Origin of the sequence: Pseudomonas sp. R43(2017), from assembly GCF_002112345.1 — a bacterium.
Taxonomy (GTDB): Bacteria; Pseudomonadota; Gammaproteobacteria; order Pseudomonadales; family Pseudomonadaceae; genus Aquipseudomonas; species Aquipseudomonas kribbensis.
The window spans coordinates 305,426-322,102 of sequence record NZ_NEHJ01000007.1; the positions used below are offsets into that span (position 1 = coordinate 305,426).

At 60.0% G+C, this 16,677-nt stretch carries 15 protein-coding genes; 7 read left to right on the forward strand and 8 right to left on the reverse strand.

What is annotated here, in order from left to right; genetic code table 11:
- Window positions 1-15: 15 nt before the first annotated feature.
- The 3 genes from alg8 to yaaA form a co-directional block, all read right to left on the reverse strand.
- Window positions 16-1,497, reverse strand: a complete 1,482-nt coding sequence (gene alg8 / locus CAG02_RS21060) for a mannuronan synthase (RefSeq protein WP_162803455.1) — start codon at window positions 1,495-1,497, stop codon at window positions 16-18.
- Between the two features lie 83 nt (window positions 1,498-1,580).
- Window positions 1,581-2,897, reverse strand: coding sequence for a nucleotide sugar dehydrogenase (locus CAG02_RS21065; protein WP_085711697.1), 1,317 nt, complete (start codon window positions 2,895-2,897; stop codon window positions 1,581-1,583).
- A gap of 810 nt (window positions 2,898-3,707) precedes the next feature.
- The gene (yaaA, locus tag CAG02_RS21070; protein ID WP_085711696.1) at window positions 3,708-4,487 is read right to left on the reverse strand and encodes a peroxide stress protein YaaA; all 780 of its coding nucleotides are present in this window, start codon (window positions 4,485-4,487) and stop codon (window positions 3,708-3,710) included.
- 139 nt (window positions 4,488-4,626) lie between these two features.
- Between yaaA and CAG02_RS21075 the strand changes: the two genes are divergently transcribed.
- From CAG02_RS21075 to CAG02_RS21100, 6 genes are all read left to right on the forward strand, one after another.
- Window positions 4,627-5,751, forward strand: coding sequence for a polysaccharide deacetylase family protein (locus tag CAG02_RS21075; RefSeq protein ID WP_085711695.1), 1,125 nt, complete (start codon window positions 4,627-4,629; stop codon window positions 5,749-5,751).
- A gap of 350 nt (window positions 5,752-6,101) precedes the next feature.
- Complete coding sequence (locus tag CAG02_RS21080) at window positions 6,102-7,496, forward strand: PhoH family protein (RefSeq protein ID WP_085711694.1); 1,395 nt, start codon at window positions 6,102-6,104, stop codon at window positions 7,494-7,496.
- Window positions 7,497-7,597: 101 nt separating this feature from the next.
- Window positions 7,598-8,071 (forward strand): cyclic pyranopterin monophosphate synthase MoaC, encoded by a 474-nt coding sequence (gene moaC / locus CAG02_RS21085; protein WP_007957321.1) that lies wholly within the window; start codon window positions 7,598-7,600, stop codon window positions 8,069-8,071.
- A complete protein-coding gene (gene moaD / locus CAG02_RS21090) occupies window positions 8,068-8,310 on the forward strand; it encodes a molybdopterin converting factor subunit 1 (protein ID WP_085711693.1) in 243 nt (80 codons plus the stop codon). The genes moaC and moaD overlap by 4 nt, the downstream gene beginning before the upstream one ends.
- Before the next feature lie 3 nt (window positions 8,311-8,313).
- Window positions 8,314-8,766: a molybdopterin synthase catalytic subunit MoaE gene (gene moaE / locus CAG02_RS21095; RefSeq protein WP_085711692.1), complete on the forward strand. Its 453-nt coding sequence runs from the start codon at window positions 8,314-8,316 to the stop codon at window positions 8,764-8,766.
- A 278-nt stretch (window positions 8,767-9,044) separates the two neighbouring features.
- The gene (locus tag CAG02_RS21100; protein WP_085711691.1) at window positions 9,045-9,821 is read left to right on the forward strand and encodes an ABC transporter substrate-binding protein; all 777 of its coding nucleotides are present in this window, start codon (window positions 9,045-9,047) and stop codon (window positions 9,819-9,821) included.
- A gap of 108 nt (window positions 9,822-9,929) precedes the next feature.
- Here CAG02_RS21100 and CAG02_RS21105 read toward each other — a convergent pair whose 3' ends face one another.
- The 5 genes from CAG02_RS21105 to CAG02_RS21125 all read right to left on the reverse strand — a co-directional run bounded on the left by CAG02_RS21105 (window position 9,930) and on the right by CAG02_RS21125 (window position 15,121).
- On the reverse strand, window positions 9,930-10,571 hold the full coding sequence (locus tag CAG02_RS21105; RefSeq protein ID WP_085711690.1) for a transcriptional regulator: 642 nt from the start codon (window positions 10,569-10,571) through the stop codon (window positions 9,930-9,932).
- Window positions 10,572-10,664: 93 nt separating this feature from the next.
- Window positions 10,665-11,792: an FAD-binding oxidoreductase gene (locus CAG02_RS21110; protein WP_085711689.1), complete on the reverse strand. Its 1,128-nt coding sequence runs from the start codon at window positions 11,790-11,792 to the stop codon at window positions 10,665-10,667.
- Window positions 11,793-11,806: 14 nt separating this feature from the next.
- A complete protein-coding gene (locus tag CAG02_RS21115; RefSeq protein ID WP_085711688.1) occupies window positions 11,807-12,751 on the reverse strand; it encodes an ornithine cyclodeaminase family protein in 945 nt (314 codons plus the stop codon).
- Between the two features lie 124 nt (window positions 12,752-12,875).
- Entirely contained in the window at window positions 12,876-14,354 is a 1,479-nt protein-coding gene (gene rhlB, locus CAG02_RS21120) for an ATP-dependent RNA helicase RhlB (protein WP_085711687.1), read from the reverse strand.
- Window positions 14,355-14,464: 110 nt separating this feature from the next.
- Window positions 14,465-15,121, reverse strand: a complete 657-nt coding sequence (locus CAG02_RS21125) for an alpha/beta hydrolase (protein WP_085711686.1) — start codon at window positions 15,119-15,121, stop codon at window positions 14,465-14,467.
- Between the two features lie 467 nt (window positions 15,122-15,588).
- Between CAG02_RS21125 and CAG02_RS21130 the strand changes: the two genes are divergently transcribed.
- Window positions 15,589-16,620, forward strand: a complete 1,032-nt coding sequence (locus tag CAG02_RS21130; RefSeq protein ID WP_085711685.1) for an amino acid ABC transporter substrate-binding protein — start codon at window positions 15,589-15,591, stop codon at window positions 16,618-16,620.
- The last annotated feature ends 57 nt before the right edge of the window (window positions 16,621-16,677 follow it).

The window sequence follows — 16,677 nt, forward strand, 5'->3', positions numbered from 1 at the left end:
TTCAAGAGGGGCAGGTCAGACCATCATCAGCAGCACGGCGACGAAAATGCTGCCGGCGGAGAAGGTCATGGTCCGAGACGACCAGGTGTTGAACCAACGTTGAAAGCTGGCGAGATCACGGGTCAGGGAAGTGGGCTGGCGAGTCCAGGATTGCTGGTCGAGGCGGAAGAACACGTAGATCTTCACCAGCGCGCCGACGATCTGGTTGTAATAGAGAATCACCGGGTAGGCCGGGCCGATGCGGTGACCGGAGCACGACAGCAGCAGCGTCAGAATCAGACGGGTGATGCCGATCCACAGCAGGTACGCGAGGATGAACGCGCCGCCGTATTTGAAGCTGGCGATGATCGCCACGGTCAGGCCCAGCAGCGAGGTCCACATCGACACGCGCTGGTCGAACAGCACCACCGAGGTGAAGGCGCCGAGGCGTTTCACACCCAGGCCGAGGGCTCGCGAGTTCTGCCGCAGGTTGTTGCCGTACCAGCGGAACATCAGTTTGCGACTGGCCTTGATGAAGCTCTTTTCCGGCGGGTGCTCAACGGTGTTGATCGCCGCGTCTGGCACGTAGAAGGTGTCGTAGCCCAGGCGCATCAGGCTGAACCAGCTCGACTTGTCGTCGCCGGTCAGGAACTTGAAGCGGCCCAGACGCCAGTGTTGCAGCGAGTCGCTTTCGACGTCGGCGATGAAGTCCGGGTTGGTCACCACGGAGGCACGGAACACCGACATCCGGCCGGTCATGGTCAGCACGCGCTTGGACAGGGCCATCGAACACATGTTGATGTGGCGCTGGGCGAAACGCAGCTTGTGCCACTCGCTCATGATGTAGCCGCCGCGCACTTCGCAGAATTCGTTGGTGGTCAGGCCGCCGACATTGCCGAACATCTGGAACCACGGCACGGTCTTGCGCACCACGCCTTCGGCGAGCACGGTGTCGCCGTCGATCACGGCCACCACGGCGCGGTCATCCGGCAGGTGGCGGGAGATCGCACGGAAGCCGTAGGCCAGGCCATCGCGTTTGCCAGTGCCGGGAATGCGCACGAAGTCGAGCTTGACCCGGTCCGGCGGATTCATCCGCGCCCACAGTGCCTTGACCAGCAGTTCATCGGACATTTCGACGATGGAGCAGACCACGGTGGTCGGCAGTTCGCAGTCAATGGCTTCGCGGATCACCGAGCTGTAGACCTGCGCGGTGGTCAACGCGTCGATGCGGAAACTGGTGACCATCAGAAACACATGGGACGGGTCTGCCGCCTTGCCCAGCTTGCGAACCTTGCGGCGCAGGTGCGGGTAGACGATGTAGAGAAAAATCATGCCGCGCACAAAGTGCGTGGCACCCATCGAGTAGCGCCAGATACCCACGGCGCCAATCAGGAAAATGAAGTCCTTCGACTCGGAGTCGAACGTGGACTCGGGCAGCATCAGGGCCAGGCCCATCAGCAGGCTCAGAAACAAAAGCCAGCCGGCGGATTGCAGAAAAAAATGTTTGAGCTTGGACATGACCGTCATCCGAAGGTGATGGGGGCTTCAGGCCGCCCGCCGATTCACGGCGTGCGGCTTGAAGCTCGAGGCTTGCTGCTGCGTTACCAGCAGATCCCTTCGGTGCGGGTGCCGGCATCGGTGGCCTTGGCCATGAAGCCGACCAGGTCGATGACCTGTTTGCCGTGCGGTGCCTGTTGAGCCAGGGAGCGGAACTTCTCGTCGCGGTTGCCGAGGATGATCACGTCGGAGTTGTCGATCACCGAGTCGAAATCCGCATTGAGCAGCGACGACACGTGGGGGATCTTCGACTCGATGTAATCCTTGTTCGCGCCGTGGACACGGGCGTACTGGACGTTGCTGTCGTAGATGCTCAGGTCGTAACCCTTGCCGATCAGCATCTCGGCCAGTTCCACCAGCGGGCTTTCGCGCAGGTCGTCGGTGCCGGCCTTGAAGCTCAGGCCGAGCAGGGCGACTTTGCGCTTGTCGTGGCTCTCAACGATGTCGAAGGCGTTCTGCACTTGCGATTCGTTGCTGCGCATCAGCGAGTTGAGCAGCGGCGCTTCCACGTCCAGGGAACCGGCGCGGTAGGTCAGGGCGCGTACGTCCTTTGGCAGGCACGAGCCGCCGAAGGCAAAGCCCGGACGCATGTAGTACTGGGACAGGTTGAGGGTCTTGTCCTGGCAGACCACGTCCATCACTTCACGGCCATCGACGCCCACCGCTTTGGCGATGTTGCCGATCTCGTTGGCGAAGGTCACTTTGGTCGCGTGCCAGACGTTGCAGGTGTACTTGATCATCTCGGCGACAGCGATGTCCTTGCGGATGATCGGTGCGTCGAGTTCTTCGTACAGCGATTGCAGAACGTCGCCCGAGGCCTTGTCGAACTCGCCGATGACGGTCATCGGTGGCAGGTCGTAGTCGGCGATCGCGGTGGACTCACGCAGGAACTCAGGGTTGACCGCCACGCCGAAATCGACGCCGGCCTTCTTGCCGGAGCAGTCTTCGAGAATCGGGATCACCACGTTGGCCACGGTGCCCGGCAGTACGGTGCTGCGCACCACGATGGTGTGGCGGGTGGATTTTTCACGCAGGACAAAACCGATCTCGCGGCACACCGCTTCGATGTAGTTCAGTTCCAGGTCGCCGTTCTTCTTGCTCGGCGTGCCGACGCAGATCATCGACAGGTCGGTGTCGCGAATCGCCTCGGCGAAGTTGGTCGTGCCGCGCAGACGACCGGTCTCGATCCCTTGCGCCAGCAACTCGCCCAGGCCCGGTTCGACAATGGGGGATTTGCCAGCGTTGATCATGTCGATCTTGTCTTTGGCAACATCGACGCCAACCACGTCATGGCCCCGTGCAGACAGGCAACCGGCACAGACTGCACCGACGTAACCCAAACCAAATATGCTGATGCGCATCGCAATTACCTCTGTATATATCAGGCCGTTAGAGGGCCGGAGTTAATGGTGTTCAGCGGTCTTAGTGCACTCGAAAGTGTGACTTGCAGGCGTCACAATGCCGTGTGCAGGCATACTAAGTTTCGAGTGTCTAAATAAGTGCACTCAAGATGTGCGCAACCAGGCCTTATTGTTGTGACATGCCCTGTTATGCAGCGGATCCTCTGGCAAGAGGACTCTTGTGCAATCTCGTATTGCGCGCCCGATGTCAGGCGCAGGCCTGTAGATCGGGCGGTTGGGTGCTCAGGCGAGCACGTTTATAAGGGCGCGGCCTTGGCCTTGTAGGGGATATTGATGGTGCGTATCTCCTGTCCTTCGCTAGTTGTCCAGAGTTGTTATCCATTCAGGCAAGTTGCTGTGACAACTTGGTTGCATGGTTTTGATCTCTGCGTAAGTTATCTCGTACATATTCGGCGAGAATCGTTACCGGTGGTATGAGCTATGCATTTGGACATAGTTCCTGTCCGCTCATCGCGAAATCTGAAATTTTTTGAAATATTGAGAAAGATGGCACTGCTCTCATATTGATAGCACTTTCCATTTCGCCCTTTATTAATAGGCAGATAATCGCGTTAGATGGTTTTGTGCCACTACCCGGAAAAAATTTGGGTGCCACTACTGAAAAAAATGACAACTGTCGAGTGAAAGAAAAGATAGAAATGGGGGTGATGTTTTTATGGCGCCAATAAATCGGCGAAAAGAAGGGAGGTTTTTTTGACGTCGTGCGAGGTGCACGACTCTTTATATAAAGAGTCGTGCAATGGGCATGCTTTATTCGGGTGCGTGATCGCGCAGAAACACCAGATTGTCCGGTTTTGATTGCTCGGCGCTGTAGCGATAACCCTGCACATCGAACTGTTTGAGGGCCGCAGGATCGTTGATACGTTCCTGGATCACGAAGCGGCTCATCAGGCCACGGGCTTTCTTGGCGTAGAAACTGATGATCTTGTACTGGCCGTTCTTCAGGTCCTTGAACTCGGTGTTGATGATCCGCGCGTTCAGGGCCGTACGCTTGACCGCCGAGAAATACTCGTTGGAGGCCAGGTTCAGCAGCACGTCATCGCCCTGGTCGGCCAGCGCTTCGTTCAGCCATTCGCTGATGCGCGTGCCCCAGAACGCGTACAAGTCCTTGCCCCGGGCATTGGCCAGTTTGGTGCCCATTTCCAGCCGATACGGCTGCATCAGGTCGAGCGGGCGCAGCAGGCCGTAAAGGCCGGAGAGCATGCGCAGGTGCTGTTGTGCGTAATCGAAATCGGCTTCGCTGAAGCTCTGGGCGTCGAGCCCGGTGTAGACGTCGCCCTTGAAGGCCAGCAGTGCCTGTTTGGCGTTGGCCGGGGTGAACGCCGGTGTCCAGCTGCCGAAGCGTGCAGCATTGAGGCCGCCGATCTTGTCGGAAACGTGCATCAGTTCGCTGATCTGGGCAGGCGTCAGTTCGCGCAACTGCTGGATCAGCTCCTGGGAATGGTCGAGGTATTGCGGCTGGGTGAAGCGCTGGGTCGCCGGCGGTGTTTCGTAATCGAGGGTCTTGGCGGGGGAAATCACCATCAGCATGAAGTCGTCTCCTTTAATCGTGGGGGCGATTCTAGGGGGTTGGGGCGGATGACTCCAGCTATCAGGTCCATAGGTGATCGGCGGTTCGCCAGCCGGATCGGCTATAGTGCCGCGCGGGTTTTGTTATGGAGACACCCCTTTGCGCATTGTTCTTTTACTCACCGTGTGGCTGTTGAGCTTCGGGGCCGTCGCGGCGCCGGGCGATATTGCCACGCTTGATCGCAGCACCTGGCCGGAGAAACTCGACAACCCGACCCTGTTCGACGTCGCCTCCCGGGCGGAAGTCCTGATGTTCGCCCGGGGCCTGCTGGGCAGTGAAGCACTGGATGAGGCCGCGCTGGCCCAGCGTCTGGGGCTGCGCACGGTCAATCTGGAGGCGATCAACAGTCTGCGCGAGCGTCTGTGGCAGCGGTTGCTGACCAGCTACAACTACGCCCAGCAGAGCTGCGATCAGGACGCCTCCTTCTGCTTCCTCGTCGAAGACCTGCCGACCCTGCGCGAGCAGGCAGCCAAGTTCGTGGTCAGCGAGGAAAGCTATTACACGAAGTGGGCCGAGCCGAGCCGGATCTTCCATCAGCAGTATCTGGATGAACTGATGCGCAAGGCGGCGCTGTCGCCGCAGACCACCAGTGAAGTCGATCATTTCGGTGACTACGAGCGCAACGGCGACGACATGCATGACCGCTTGTTCCTGCTGAGTTTCGACAGCGCCGCCAACCTGCAGCCGGACAACACCGACTGGATCGCCGACTACCTGCGCAAATCCAGTCTGAGCGGCACCTTCTTTTTGCTGGGCAAGGATGTGCAGGCGCGGCTGGCGGATCGCTCGGTGAACAACCTGCAATCGGAATTCTCGAAACTCTGCGTGGGCGTGCAGGGCTGGGAGTTCCGCTCCCACAGCCACTGGCAGGACTGGCAGGACTCGGTGCGCCGCAGCAGCGATCTGGTGAAAAGCAAGCTGCCGGAAAACTACGTACCGCTGTTCCGTCCACCGGAGGGGCAGCGCCGCAGTGATGCCGGCAGTTTCTTGCGCAGTCAGGGCCTGCAAGTGGCGCTGTGGGACATCGATGCCCAGGACGGCGCCGGCAAGCTCAAGGGCAATCCGAGCGCGCAGCGGGTGCTGACCCTGATGCTGTTGTGGCGGCACGGAGTGATCAATTTCAACATGAAGCAGGACGCGGTGAAGACGGCGTTGCCGTGGCTGATCACGCAGACCGCGCAAAGCGGCATCGGCTGGGAAGACTGTCAGGACGCTTTTCGCTGACAAACGGCAAGAGCCCGGAAACAGTGGGCTTGGGGTAAATTTTTTGCAGGATTCGATGCAGGCGGACTTCCGACTCTAACGGGGGCAGGGCGGTCCGCCAAGGGCTTTTCGTCACTTTGCAAAATAAACTTCAAAAAAGCGTCAAAGTGCTTTTTTCTGTCACGGGTTTTGGAGTATTACGAAGTCAGACCGCCGAAACCTGCAACACAGGTGGCGTCTTCCAAGACCCATTTTGTGTGCAATTCACCTGCTATTCCGAACAAAAGCTTCGCAGGTGGATTCGGCAGTCACTTCGAGGCGCAGCACCGCCCAGGTATTGCGTCGAATGGCTCCCACAAAGGTGACCGAGTATGGATGATCACGGACGTAGCCCTTCCTCCAACCAGCCAATCCTTTATGTACTCGATACCAACGTACTGATTCACGATCCAAACGCCCTGCTGAATTTCGAAGAACACCACGTCGCGATCCCGATGACCGTGCTTGAAGAGCTGGACAAGCTCAAGAGCGGGCATCACAGCGTGGCCGCCGAATGCCGCCAGGCCATCCGGCTGATCGACAAGACGCTGGGCGATGCCTCGCCCGAAGACGTCGAGCAAGGGGTGCCGATCCAGCGCGGAAAGGGCGGGCCTAAAGGGTTGCTGTCAATTCTGATGAGCAAACAGGCCGAATCGAACCTGATTCTGCCCGAGCACCTGAACGACAACAAAATCATCAACCAGTTGATCGATCTGCACACCCGCGATCCGAAGAAACCGGTGGTGCTGGTCACCAAAGACATCAACATGCGCCTCAAGGCGCGGGCCTGCGGGATCGACGCCGAGGACTACAGCACCGACCAGCTGGTCGATGACGTGTCCCTGCTGCCCAACGGCTATCACAACATGACCGGCTCCTTCTGGGACCGCGTGAGCAAGGTCGAAACCCGTCAGGACCATGGCCGCACCTGGCATCAGGTGCAACTGATCGACAACCTGCCGGCCGTGCACATCAACGAGTTCATCATCGATGAGCAGGGCTTTGTCGGCTGGATCAAGGAGATTGAAGAGGACCGTCTGCTGATCCTCGATCTGCACCAGGAACCACTGTTGCATCAGGAAGCCTGGGGCCTCAAACCCCGTGACATCTATCAGAGCCTGGCGCTGTACGCCTTGCTCGACCCGGACATTCACCTGGTCAACCTGTCCGGCGCCGCCGGTTCCGGCAAGACCATCCTGGCGCTGGCCGCTGCGATCGAGCAGACCATGGTCAGCAAGCGTTATCGCCGCATCATCGCCACCCGCAGCGTGCAGGGCCTGGACCAGGAAATCGGCTTCCTGCCCGGCACCGAAGCGGAAAAAATGGAGCCTTGGCTCGGCGCCATCACCGACAACCTCGAAGCCTTGCACATGGATGACGAAAACACCCATGGCAGCGTCGACTACATCCTCAGCAAAGTGCCGTTGCAGTTCAAATCGCTCAACTACATTCGCGGTCGCAGCTTCCAGCAGAGCCTGATCCTGATCGACGAATGTCAGAACCTCACGCCGCACCAGATGAAAACCATCATCACCCGGGCCGGCGCCGGTTCCAAAGTGGTGTGCCTGGGCAACCTGGCACAGATTGACACCCCTTACCTGTCCGCGACCAGTTCCGGGCTGACCTACCTGACTGAACGCTTCAAAGACTTCCCCAACGGCGTACACATCACGCTGCAAGGGGTACCTCGTTCGATTCTGGCCGAATACGCCGAATCGCATCTGTAACCCTACAAAGGAGCCGGGCGACTGCAAAGTCGCCCGGTTTTTTGTGTGCGCAATTCTGACCCTCGGGTTTACAATCGGCGCTCCTGATCAGGAGTAATCCCGTGCTGACTCATCTCGATTCCCAAGGTCGCGCCAACATGGTCGACGTCACCGAAAAAGCCGTGACGTTCCGCGAGGCGACGGCCCAAGCGCTGGTGCGCATGCTGCCCGACACCCTGCAGATGATCGTCAGCGGCGGCCATCCCAAGGGCGACGTGTTCGCCGTGGCGCGCATCGCCGGCATTCAGGCGGCGAAGAAAACCAGTGACCTGATTCCCCTGTGCCATCCGCTGATGCTCACCGGCGTCAAGGTCGAACTCAGCGCCGAAGGCGACGACGCCGTGCGCATCGTGGCCCGTTGCAAACTGTCCGGGCAGACCGGCGTCGAGATGGAGGCACTGACCGCCGCCAGCGTCGCCGCACTAACTATCTATGACATGTGCAAGGCCGTGGATCGTGGCATGACCATCGAAAGCGTGCGCCTGCTGGAGAAAGTCGGCGGCAAGAGCGGGCATTTCCAGGCGGAGCAGCCATGAACCTGACCGTGAAGTTTTTTGCCCGTTACCGCGAGGCGCTGGGCGTGGATTCGGTGAAGGTCCAAGGTGAATTCGCGACTGTGGAAGACGTACGCGCCTTGCTCGCCAAGCGTGACGGCGCCGAGGTGCTGAGCGAACAGAACCTGATGTGCGCGCGCAACGAAGACCTGTGCCAGCTCGACGAGCCGGTGGTCGATGGCGACGAAGTGGCGTTTTTCCCCACCGTGACCGGAGGCTGAAACATGGCGATTCGTGTGCAGTCCACGGCGTTCGATCCCGGCGCTGAAGTCAACGCGATGCACGCGGCCAATGTCGGCGTCGGCGCGGTGGTGAGTTTTGTCGGCTATGTGCGCGACTTCAATGACGGCCTCGATGTCGCCGGGATGTTTCTCGAACACTATCCGGGCATGACCGAAAAGGCCTTGGGCAAGATCGCCGTCGAGGCCGAACAGCGCTGGCCGCTGTTGAAGCTGGAAGTGCTGCACCGCATCGGCGCGCTGGAGCCGGGCGAACCGATCGTGTTCGTCGGTGCCGCCAGCGCCCATCGTCAGGCGGCATTCGACGCCTGCGCCTTTGTCATGGATTACCTTAAGACCCGCGCACCGTTCTGGAAAAAAGAGAACACCAGCGACGGCCCGCGCTGGGTCGAAGGCCGTGACAGCGATCATGCGGCTGCGGATCGCTGGAAGCAGTAGATTCTGCGCTGCTCTCCCGGCCTCTTCGCGAGCAAGCCCGCTCCCACAGGGAAATGCATTCCAATGTGGGAGCGGGCTTGCTCGCGAAGGCGCCATCCGCAACACCGAAAATGCTATGAATTACCCACCTGACCAACAGCAGGAAGCAATCTCTTTTGCCCAATTGACGGTTTGTACGTAAAAGTCCAGTATGGATTTACAAGTACAAATAAAGTGTTTCCCGTTTCAGCTCTTTCTTCTGTCTTGCCAAACCAACAACAACCCGCGAGAGAACGAACATGAAGAAACTCCCCCTCATCACCGGTCTGGCGCTGAGCCTGTTGGCGTGCAGCAGCGTGTTTGCCGCCGAAAAAACCCTGCGCATCGGTATCGAAGCGGCGTATCCACCCTTCGCCTCAAAGACTGACCAAGGTGAAATCGTTGGATTCGACTACGACATCGGCAATGCCCTGTGCGCGCAGATGCAGGTCAAGTGCGTGTGGGTCGAGGGCGAGTTCGACGGTCTGATTCCTTCCCTGAAAGTGAAGAAAATCGACATGGCGCTGTCGTCCATGACCATCAACGAGGATCGCAAGAAGTCTGTGGACTTCACCCACAAGTACTATTTCACCTCGTCGCGGCTGGTGATGAAGGAAGGCGCCACGGTGGATGATCAGTACGCCAGCCTCAAGGGCAAGACCGTCGGCGTGCAGCGTGCGACCACCACCGATCGCTACGCCACCGAGGTGTTCGAGCCCAAGGGCATCAACGTCAAGCGCTATGGCAACAACGAAGAAATCTACATGGACCTGGCGGCCGGCCGTCTCGACGCGATTTTTGCCGACACCATTCCGCTGACCGATTTCCTGTCGATGCCGCGCGGCAAGGGTTACGCCTTTGTCGGGCCGGAGCTGAAGGATCCGAAATACGTGGGCGAGGGCGCGGGGATTGCGGTGCGTAAGGGCAACACCGAGCTGGTCAGCCAGTTGAACACTGCCATCGACGGTATTCGTGCCAGTGGCGAGTATCAGAAGATTTCCGAGAAGTACTTCAAGTCGGACATTTACGGCGACTGATAGTCCGCCATCGCTGGCAAGCCAGCTCCCACAGAGATTTTCGGTGTACACAAAACCTGTGGGAGCTGGCTTGCCAGCGATGAGGCCGTCAGATTCACCGCAAAATCTTCAGCCCTTCAATTCCTTCAAGTGTTTGTACACCGTCGCCCGCCCCATATTCAGCACATTGGCCACGTAGTTCGAGGCGCTTTTGCCCTTGAACGCGCCCTCGGCGTGCAGCGCCAGCACCAGTTCGCGTTTGTGATCGCGGGTCAGCAGGTTCAGGCTCAGTTGCCGCTCGCGCAGCCAGGCGTGCAGGAAAGTGTTGATGCGCTCCTGCCAGTCATCGCGAAACAGTGAGTCCGGTTGCGGAATCAGCTTGCTCGGCGAGAGGAACAGATCCAGCGCAGCCTTGGCGTTCTCGAACAGCGAAATATTCAGGTTGATGCACAGCACCGCCAATGGACGCCCTTCGCTGTCGCGCAGCACGGTGCTCAGGCTGCGAATCTTCTGGCCGTCCCAGTTGAGCTTTTCGTACGGACCGATATTCCGTTCGCTGACGTCGTCGCTGAGCATGTCTTCCAGTGACGATTCATCACCGATCACCCGTTTCGACAGGTTGTTGGCGATGTAGTCGACCTTCTGTGTGCGCAGGTCATGCAGCACCACTTCGGCGTGGGGAAAGAACAGGGTGGCGATGGCATCGGCGATGGCGTGATAGTTATCCAGCGCGGCGTCATTCGGCTCGGGCGTTTGTTCGGGGGCGGTCATAACTGTGGAGCTCCAGGCAACGTCAACGCCCCCGTGGTCCGGGGGCGTTGCGAGTGTGCCGCAATCCGTTGGGCGAGTCATCCGGGTGGGCGGTCAGGACAGGCGGGCAGGGGAGAGCATGGCGGCGTTCAGGCCGAACTGCTTGAGGTGCTCGGGCAGCGATTCACCGCGCACCAGCGCTGCGCTGGCCATGCCCATCGCCGGCGAAGTCTGAATGCCGTAGCCGCCCTGGGCCGCAACCCAGAACAGCCCCGGCACCTGCGGATCGAACCCGGACAGCAAATCGCCGTCGGCGACGAAACTGCGCAGGCCGGCCCAGGTGCGGGTCGGTCGGCGGATGGTCAGGGTCGTCGCTTCTTCGATCTGGTAGATGCCCATGGCGATGTCCAGTTCTTCCGGCTGCACGTCGTGGGGCTCGACCGGATCGGCGTTGGCCGGGGAGCCGAGGAACATCCCGGCGTCGGGCTTCATGTAGAACGACTCGTCGAGGCTGACCAGCATCGGCCAATGGTGGATGTCGACGCCTTCGGGGCCGGCGAAGATGAACGCGGCGCGGCGTTTCGGTTGCAGGCCCAGCGGCCGCGCACCGGCGAGAGCGCCGATCTTGTCGGCCCAGGCACCTGCCGCGTTGATCACGATGGGCGCGCTGAAGGTCTGGCCATTGGTCTGCACTTGCCAGACGCCGTCGGCATCACGGCTCAGCCCGAGCACTTCGCAATCGGTCAGGACTTGCCCGTTATTGCGGCGGATGCCGCGCAGATAGCCTTGGTGCAGCGCATCGGTGTCGATGTCGCTGGCGGTCGGGTCGTAGATCGCGCCGTGGACTTTTTCCCGACGCAGAATCGGCAATCGCACGCAGGCTTCTTCCGCGCTGAGCAGTTGCATCTCCGGCACCGTAGCTTTGGCGCTGAGGTATTGATTGTTCAATTCGGCGGCGTCACCGGTGAAATCCACGGTCATTTCACCGCGCGGGGTCAGCAGCGGATGTTCGCAGAAGCCACTGGGCGGGTGATCGAAAAACGCCCGGCTGGCTTGGGTCAGCGCCCGAACCTGCGGAGTGCCATAAGCGGCGGTAAACAGCGCAGCGGAACGTCCGGTGGAGTGATAGGCCGGGTGCGATTCGCGCTCCAGCACAACAACCTTGCCGTGCTGCGACAGCCAGAAACCGGTGGACGCGCCGGCAATCCCGCCGCCGATGATGATGAAATCTGCATGACTCATGAAAATCTCCGGTGTCAGCGCTGCAATTGATAGACGGCGTTGGCCAGGGCGATGTCTTCCAGGCCCAGGCCGATGGAGCGGAAAAACACGTGACGGTCGTAACCCGGACGTTGCACTTTTTCGCTGAGCAGATCCGCGAGGTCACCGAGGATCGCGCGGTTGTCCCAGCCATGCTGTTCGCTGGCGATCAGCATTTCCCCGGCCGAACCCGGTGTGGTCAGACGATAGTCGCAGAACACCTGCATGTCGTTGAGGCTCTGCGGCGGCACTTCGTGGGCGCGCGGTGCGTTGGTGCTGATCGAGGTGATCAGCGCCGGTTTGCTCAGGGTTGCCGGGTCGATCACAGGTCCTGCGGAGGAGGTGCAGAGCATGATCACGTCGGCGTCGGCGATGGCGGCTTCACGGTTGTCAGCGATGCTCACCCGTGGATCGAGAGTTTGCAGTTGGCGGGTGGTTTCCGGGTCTTCGCTCAAGGAGGGCGAGTACACGTTGATGCTCTGCCAGTCGCGCAATGTCTTGGCGTAATGAAGGTGCGCCTGGGCGACCTTGCCGCTGCCGATGATTGCCAGGCGTTGTGCGTTCGAAGGGGCCAGGGCATCGACCGCGACAGCTGTGGTTGCAGCCGTGCGTGCAGTGGTCAGTTCACCGGCATCGCAGAGCAGCAGCGGCTGGCCGGTCTGCATCGACATCAGCAGCGTCCACGCCGTTACCAGCGGGCCTTGCTCGCGAATGATGTACGGCGAAGTCTTGACCCCGTACACGCCGTCTTCGGCCAGCACGCCCAGATAGTTGATGAAGTCCCCGGCGCCCTGGGGGAACTCCACCAGTTGCTGCGCCGGTTGCACCGCATGCCCGGCCGCCAGATCGCGGAACAGCTTGCGCAGGATCTGCGGCACATCGATCCGGGCCAGAAGCTCGCGGGCCTGGGTTTGATCAATCACGTACGGCGTAGTGGACATGTCGGACTCCGGAGACTGTTTCTAAACTAATTTGTCCATTATGGACTTTTAGTTTTGTTGAACAATATCCGGGCGAAAAAAAAGCGCAGTCCGTTGCCGGCTGCGCTTCTCTTTATGGCGTCGCTTACTGTGGACGCTTGCGCTCAACTGCCCGCAACAGATGGGTCGGCGGGGTTTCACAGCTGATCTTGCGACCGAGTTTTTCTTCGATGGACGGCAACTGATAGGAGTCGTCTTCGCCGGCGAAGCTGATCGACACGCCATCGGCGCCCGCGCGACCGGTACGGCCGATGCGGTGCACGTAGTCGTCCGGCACTTCCGGCAGGGTGAAGTTGATCACATGGCTGATACCGTCGATGTGAATGCCGCGACCGGCCACGTCGGTGGCAACCAGCACGCGGATTCTGCCTTCGCGGAAACCTTCAAGCGTCTTGATCCGCTTATGCTGTGGCACGTCGCCGGACAGTTGTGCGGCGTTGATGCCGTCGCGCACCAGACGTTCTTCGATGCGGCGCACTTCATCCTTGCGGTTGGCGAATACGATGACCCGCTCCCAGCCGTTGTCGTTGACCAGGTTGAAGAGCAGTTTGTATTTGTCGGCACCGGCCACCGCGTAAATGTGCTGTTCGACGTTTTCGTTGGCCACGTTGGTGACCTCGATTTCGACGATCGCAGGATCGGTGGTCCACTGCTTGGCGAGGTTCATCACGTCATCGGTGAAGGTCGCGGAGAACAGCAAGGTCTGGCGTTCGCTTTTTGGCGGGGTCTGGCGAATGATCTGCCGTACCTGCGGGATGAAACCCATATCGAGCATGCGGTCGGCTTCGTCCAGCACCATCACTTCAACCATGTCCAGGTGCACGTCGCCGCGCTGGTTGAAGTCGAGCAGACGGCCCGGGGTCGCGACGAGGATGTCGCAGTGGCGGGCTTCGAGGTGCTTGAGCTGCTTGTCGAAGTCCATGCCGCCCACGAACGTCATGACGTTGAGGCCGGTGTACTTGGTCAGGTCGGCGGCGTCCTTGGCGATCTGCACCACCAGTTCACGGGTCGGCGCGATGATCAGCGCCCGTGGCTCGCCCATGTAGCGCTCTTTCGGCGGCGGGGTCTGCAACAGCTGGGTGATGATCGAGATCAGGAACGCGGCGGTCTTGCCGGTGCCGGTCTGGGCGCGGCCGATGGCGTCTTTGCCGGCGAGGGTGAAACCCAGCACCTGGGCCTGGATCGGCGTGCAATACGGGAATCCCAGGTCGTGGATGGCGTGCATCAGTTCCGGGGCGAGTTTGAAATCGTGGAAACGGGTCTTGCCTTCCTGTGGCTCGACGACGAAATCTTCGAGTTTCCAGGGAATGACCGGCGCCTTGGGCTTCGGTTCGCGGCGTGGCTTGGCCGGTTTTGGTGCTTCGCTGCGGGCCGGTTCAGTGACCGGAGCGGCGACAGGGTCGGTTTTCGGTTCGCGTTTCGGTGTGGCTACGGGAGCCTGGCGGTCGGCCTGTTTGCCATCGCTGCGATGGCCGGGGGCGTGCGACGGCGCACTGGGAGCGGGCGCGAGCTGCTCAGCCTCGCTTTTACCGAACATCTTCTTGAGTGCTTTGAGCACGGTCATCTCATCAATTGGTTAAGGAATGTACGCCGGCCAGTGTAATGCAAGAAACGGGCGCGGCGTAGTGGGATGATCAAAGGGGCCCGACCACCGGAAAATCGAGCCCCGGACGATCAGCGCAGACGTTCGCTCAGCCATACGCCGATGTCGCGAATTTCTTCGGGTAACACTTCGTGCTCCATTGGGTATTCCTGCCATGTCACGGTGACACCATGGGCCTTCAGATACTCATACGCCGTGCGGCCCATGGAGTTCTGCACCACGTTGTCGAACTGGCCGTGCAGCGCCAGTGCCGGAATCCGTTGCTGACTGGCGGACAGCTCCAGTTCGTCACTGAAGGTCGGCGCGTAGGTCGACAACGCCAGCACGCCGCCCAGCGGTCCCTGCCATTTCAGAAAAGCGGTGTGGTAGACCACGGCGCCGCCCTGGGAAAAACCGGCGAGGAAAATCCGCGAAGCGTCTATTCCGCTGGCGCGCTGTTGTTCGATCAATTCGATGACGTGATCGGCGGATGCTTCCAGCTCATCGCGGTCGATGGCCCGGGCCGGGCTCATGGCCTTGATGTCGTACCAGCTCGGCATGGCATATCCGCCATTTATGGTCACCGGACGGGTCGGCGCCTGAGGCAGGACAAAGCGCGTGCTCAGCAGGCTTTCCTGCAAAGCCTCGGCCACCGGCAGGAAGTCATAGCGGTCGGCGCCGAGGCCGTGCAGCCAGATCACGCAGGCGTCGGCTGCCTTAACAGGCTGAAGAATCAAGGGCTCGGTCATGGCTGCTCCAAAAATGTGCGGGCGCTCTCATTAAGTGCGTGATTGGGGTGCGCGCCCGGTTGATCCGTTAAGAAGATGTCGCAAGGCTACAAGTTTTGCTATTGACCTGTCGCTCAATCGCTTCAGCGAGCGGTGTGGTACGGGCTTTGCTATGAGGTAGTCGTGCAATCGATCTCGCGCCTGGCGGTAACACTATCAGTGAACGCCCGGCGACGGGATAGCAAAGAATCCGGTGATGGATGTTCGCCAATGGCCGCAACGGGCTTCGCGAACGTGAAAGGGCTACCGCCCGTTCGGCCGACTGGTGAGAAGTGAGTTGTCCATGATGTGGATTTTCTCCTACTAGACTCATAGCGAAGGTCCTGCGTCGGTTGACCCTATAAAAAGCCAACACGGGTCAACAACGCCTCAAAAGGGTGCGACTGGACTCAAGCTCCGACACAACAAGAGCAAAACTGGAGGTTTGAATGAAGATGTTGAAATCCACGCTGGCGATCGTGACTGCTGCTGCAGTACTGGGTGTCAGCGGGTTCGCTCAGGCGGGTGCAACCCTGGATGCGGTACAGAAGAAAGGTTTCGTGCAGTGTGGCGTGAGCGACGGTCTGCCAGGCTTCTCCGTACCGGATTCGACCGGCAAGATCCTCGGCATCGACGCCGACGTCTGCCGTGCCGTGGCCGCTGCCGTGTTCGGCGATGCGACCAAGGTCAAGTTCAGTCAGTTGAACGCCAAGGAGCGCTTCACCGCGCTGCAGTCCGGCGAGATCGACATCCTGTCGCGCAACACCACCATGACCAGCTCCCGTGACGCGGGCATGGGCCTGAAATTCCCTGGCTTCATCACTTACTACGACGGCGTGGGCTTCCTGGCCAACAACAAGCTGGGCGTGAAAAGTGCCAAGGAACTCGACGGCGCGACCATCTGCATTCAGGCCGGTACCACCACCGAGCTGAACGTGTCCGACTACTTCCGCGCCAACGGCCTGAAGTACACCCCGATCACTTTCGACACCTCCGATGAAAGCGCCAAGTCGCTGGAATCCGGTCGTTGCGACGTGCTGACCTCCGACAAGTCCCAGCTGTTCGCCCAGCGCAGCAAACTGGCTTCGCCGAAGGACTACGTGGTTCTGCCGGAAACCATTTCCAAGGAACCTCTGGGCCCGGTCGTGCGTAACGGCGACGACGAGTGGCTGGCCATCGTTCGTTGGGTTGGTTACGCGCTGCTGAACGCTGAAGAAGCCGGCATCACTTCGAAAAACGTACTCGAAGAAGCCAAGTCCACCAAGAACCCGGACGTTGCCCGTCTGCTGGGTGGCGACGGCGAGTACGGCAAGGACCTGAAACTGCCGAAGGACTGGGTGGTGAAAATCGTTTCCCAGGTGGGTAACTACGGCGAAATCTTCGAGAAAAACCTCGGCAAGAGCACTCCGCTGGAAATCGACCGTGGCCTGAACGCGCTGTGGAACAACGGCGGCATTCAGTACGCACCACCAGTGCGCTAATGGTTCTATCACCCGGCGGGCCAACCGCCGGGTGATGTTCTGTTCCATTTCTTGCGG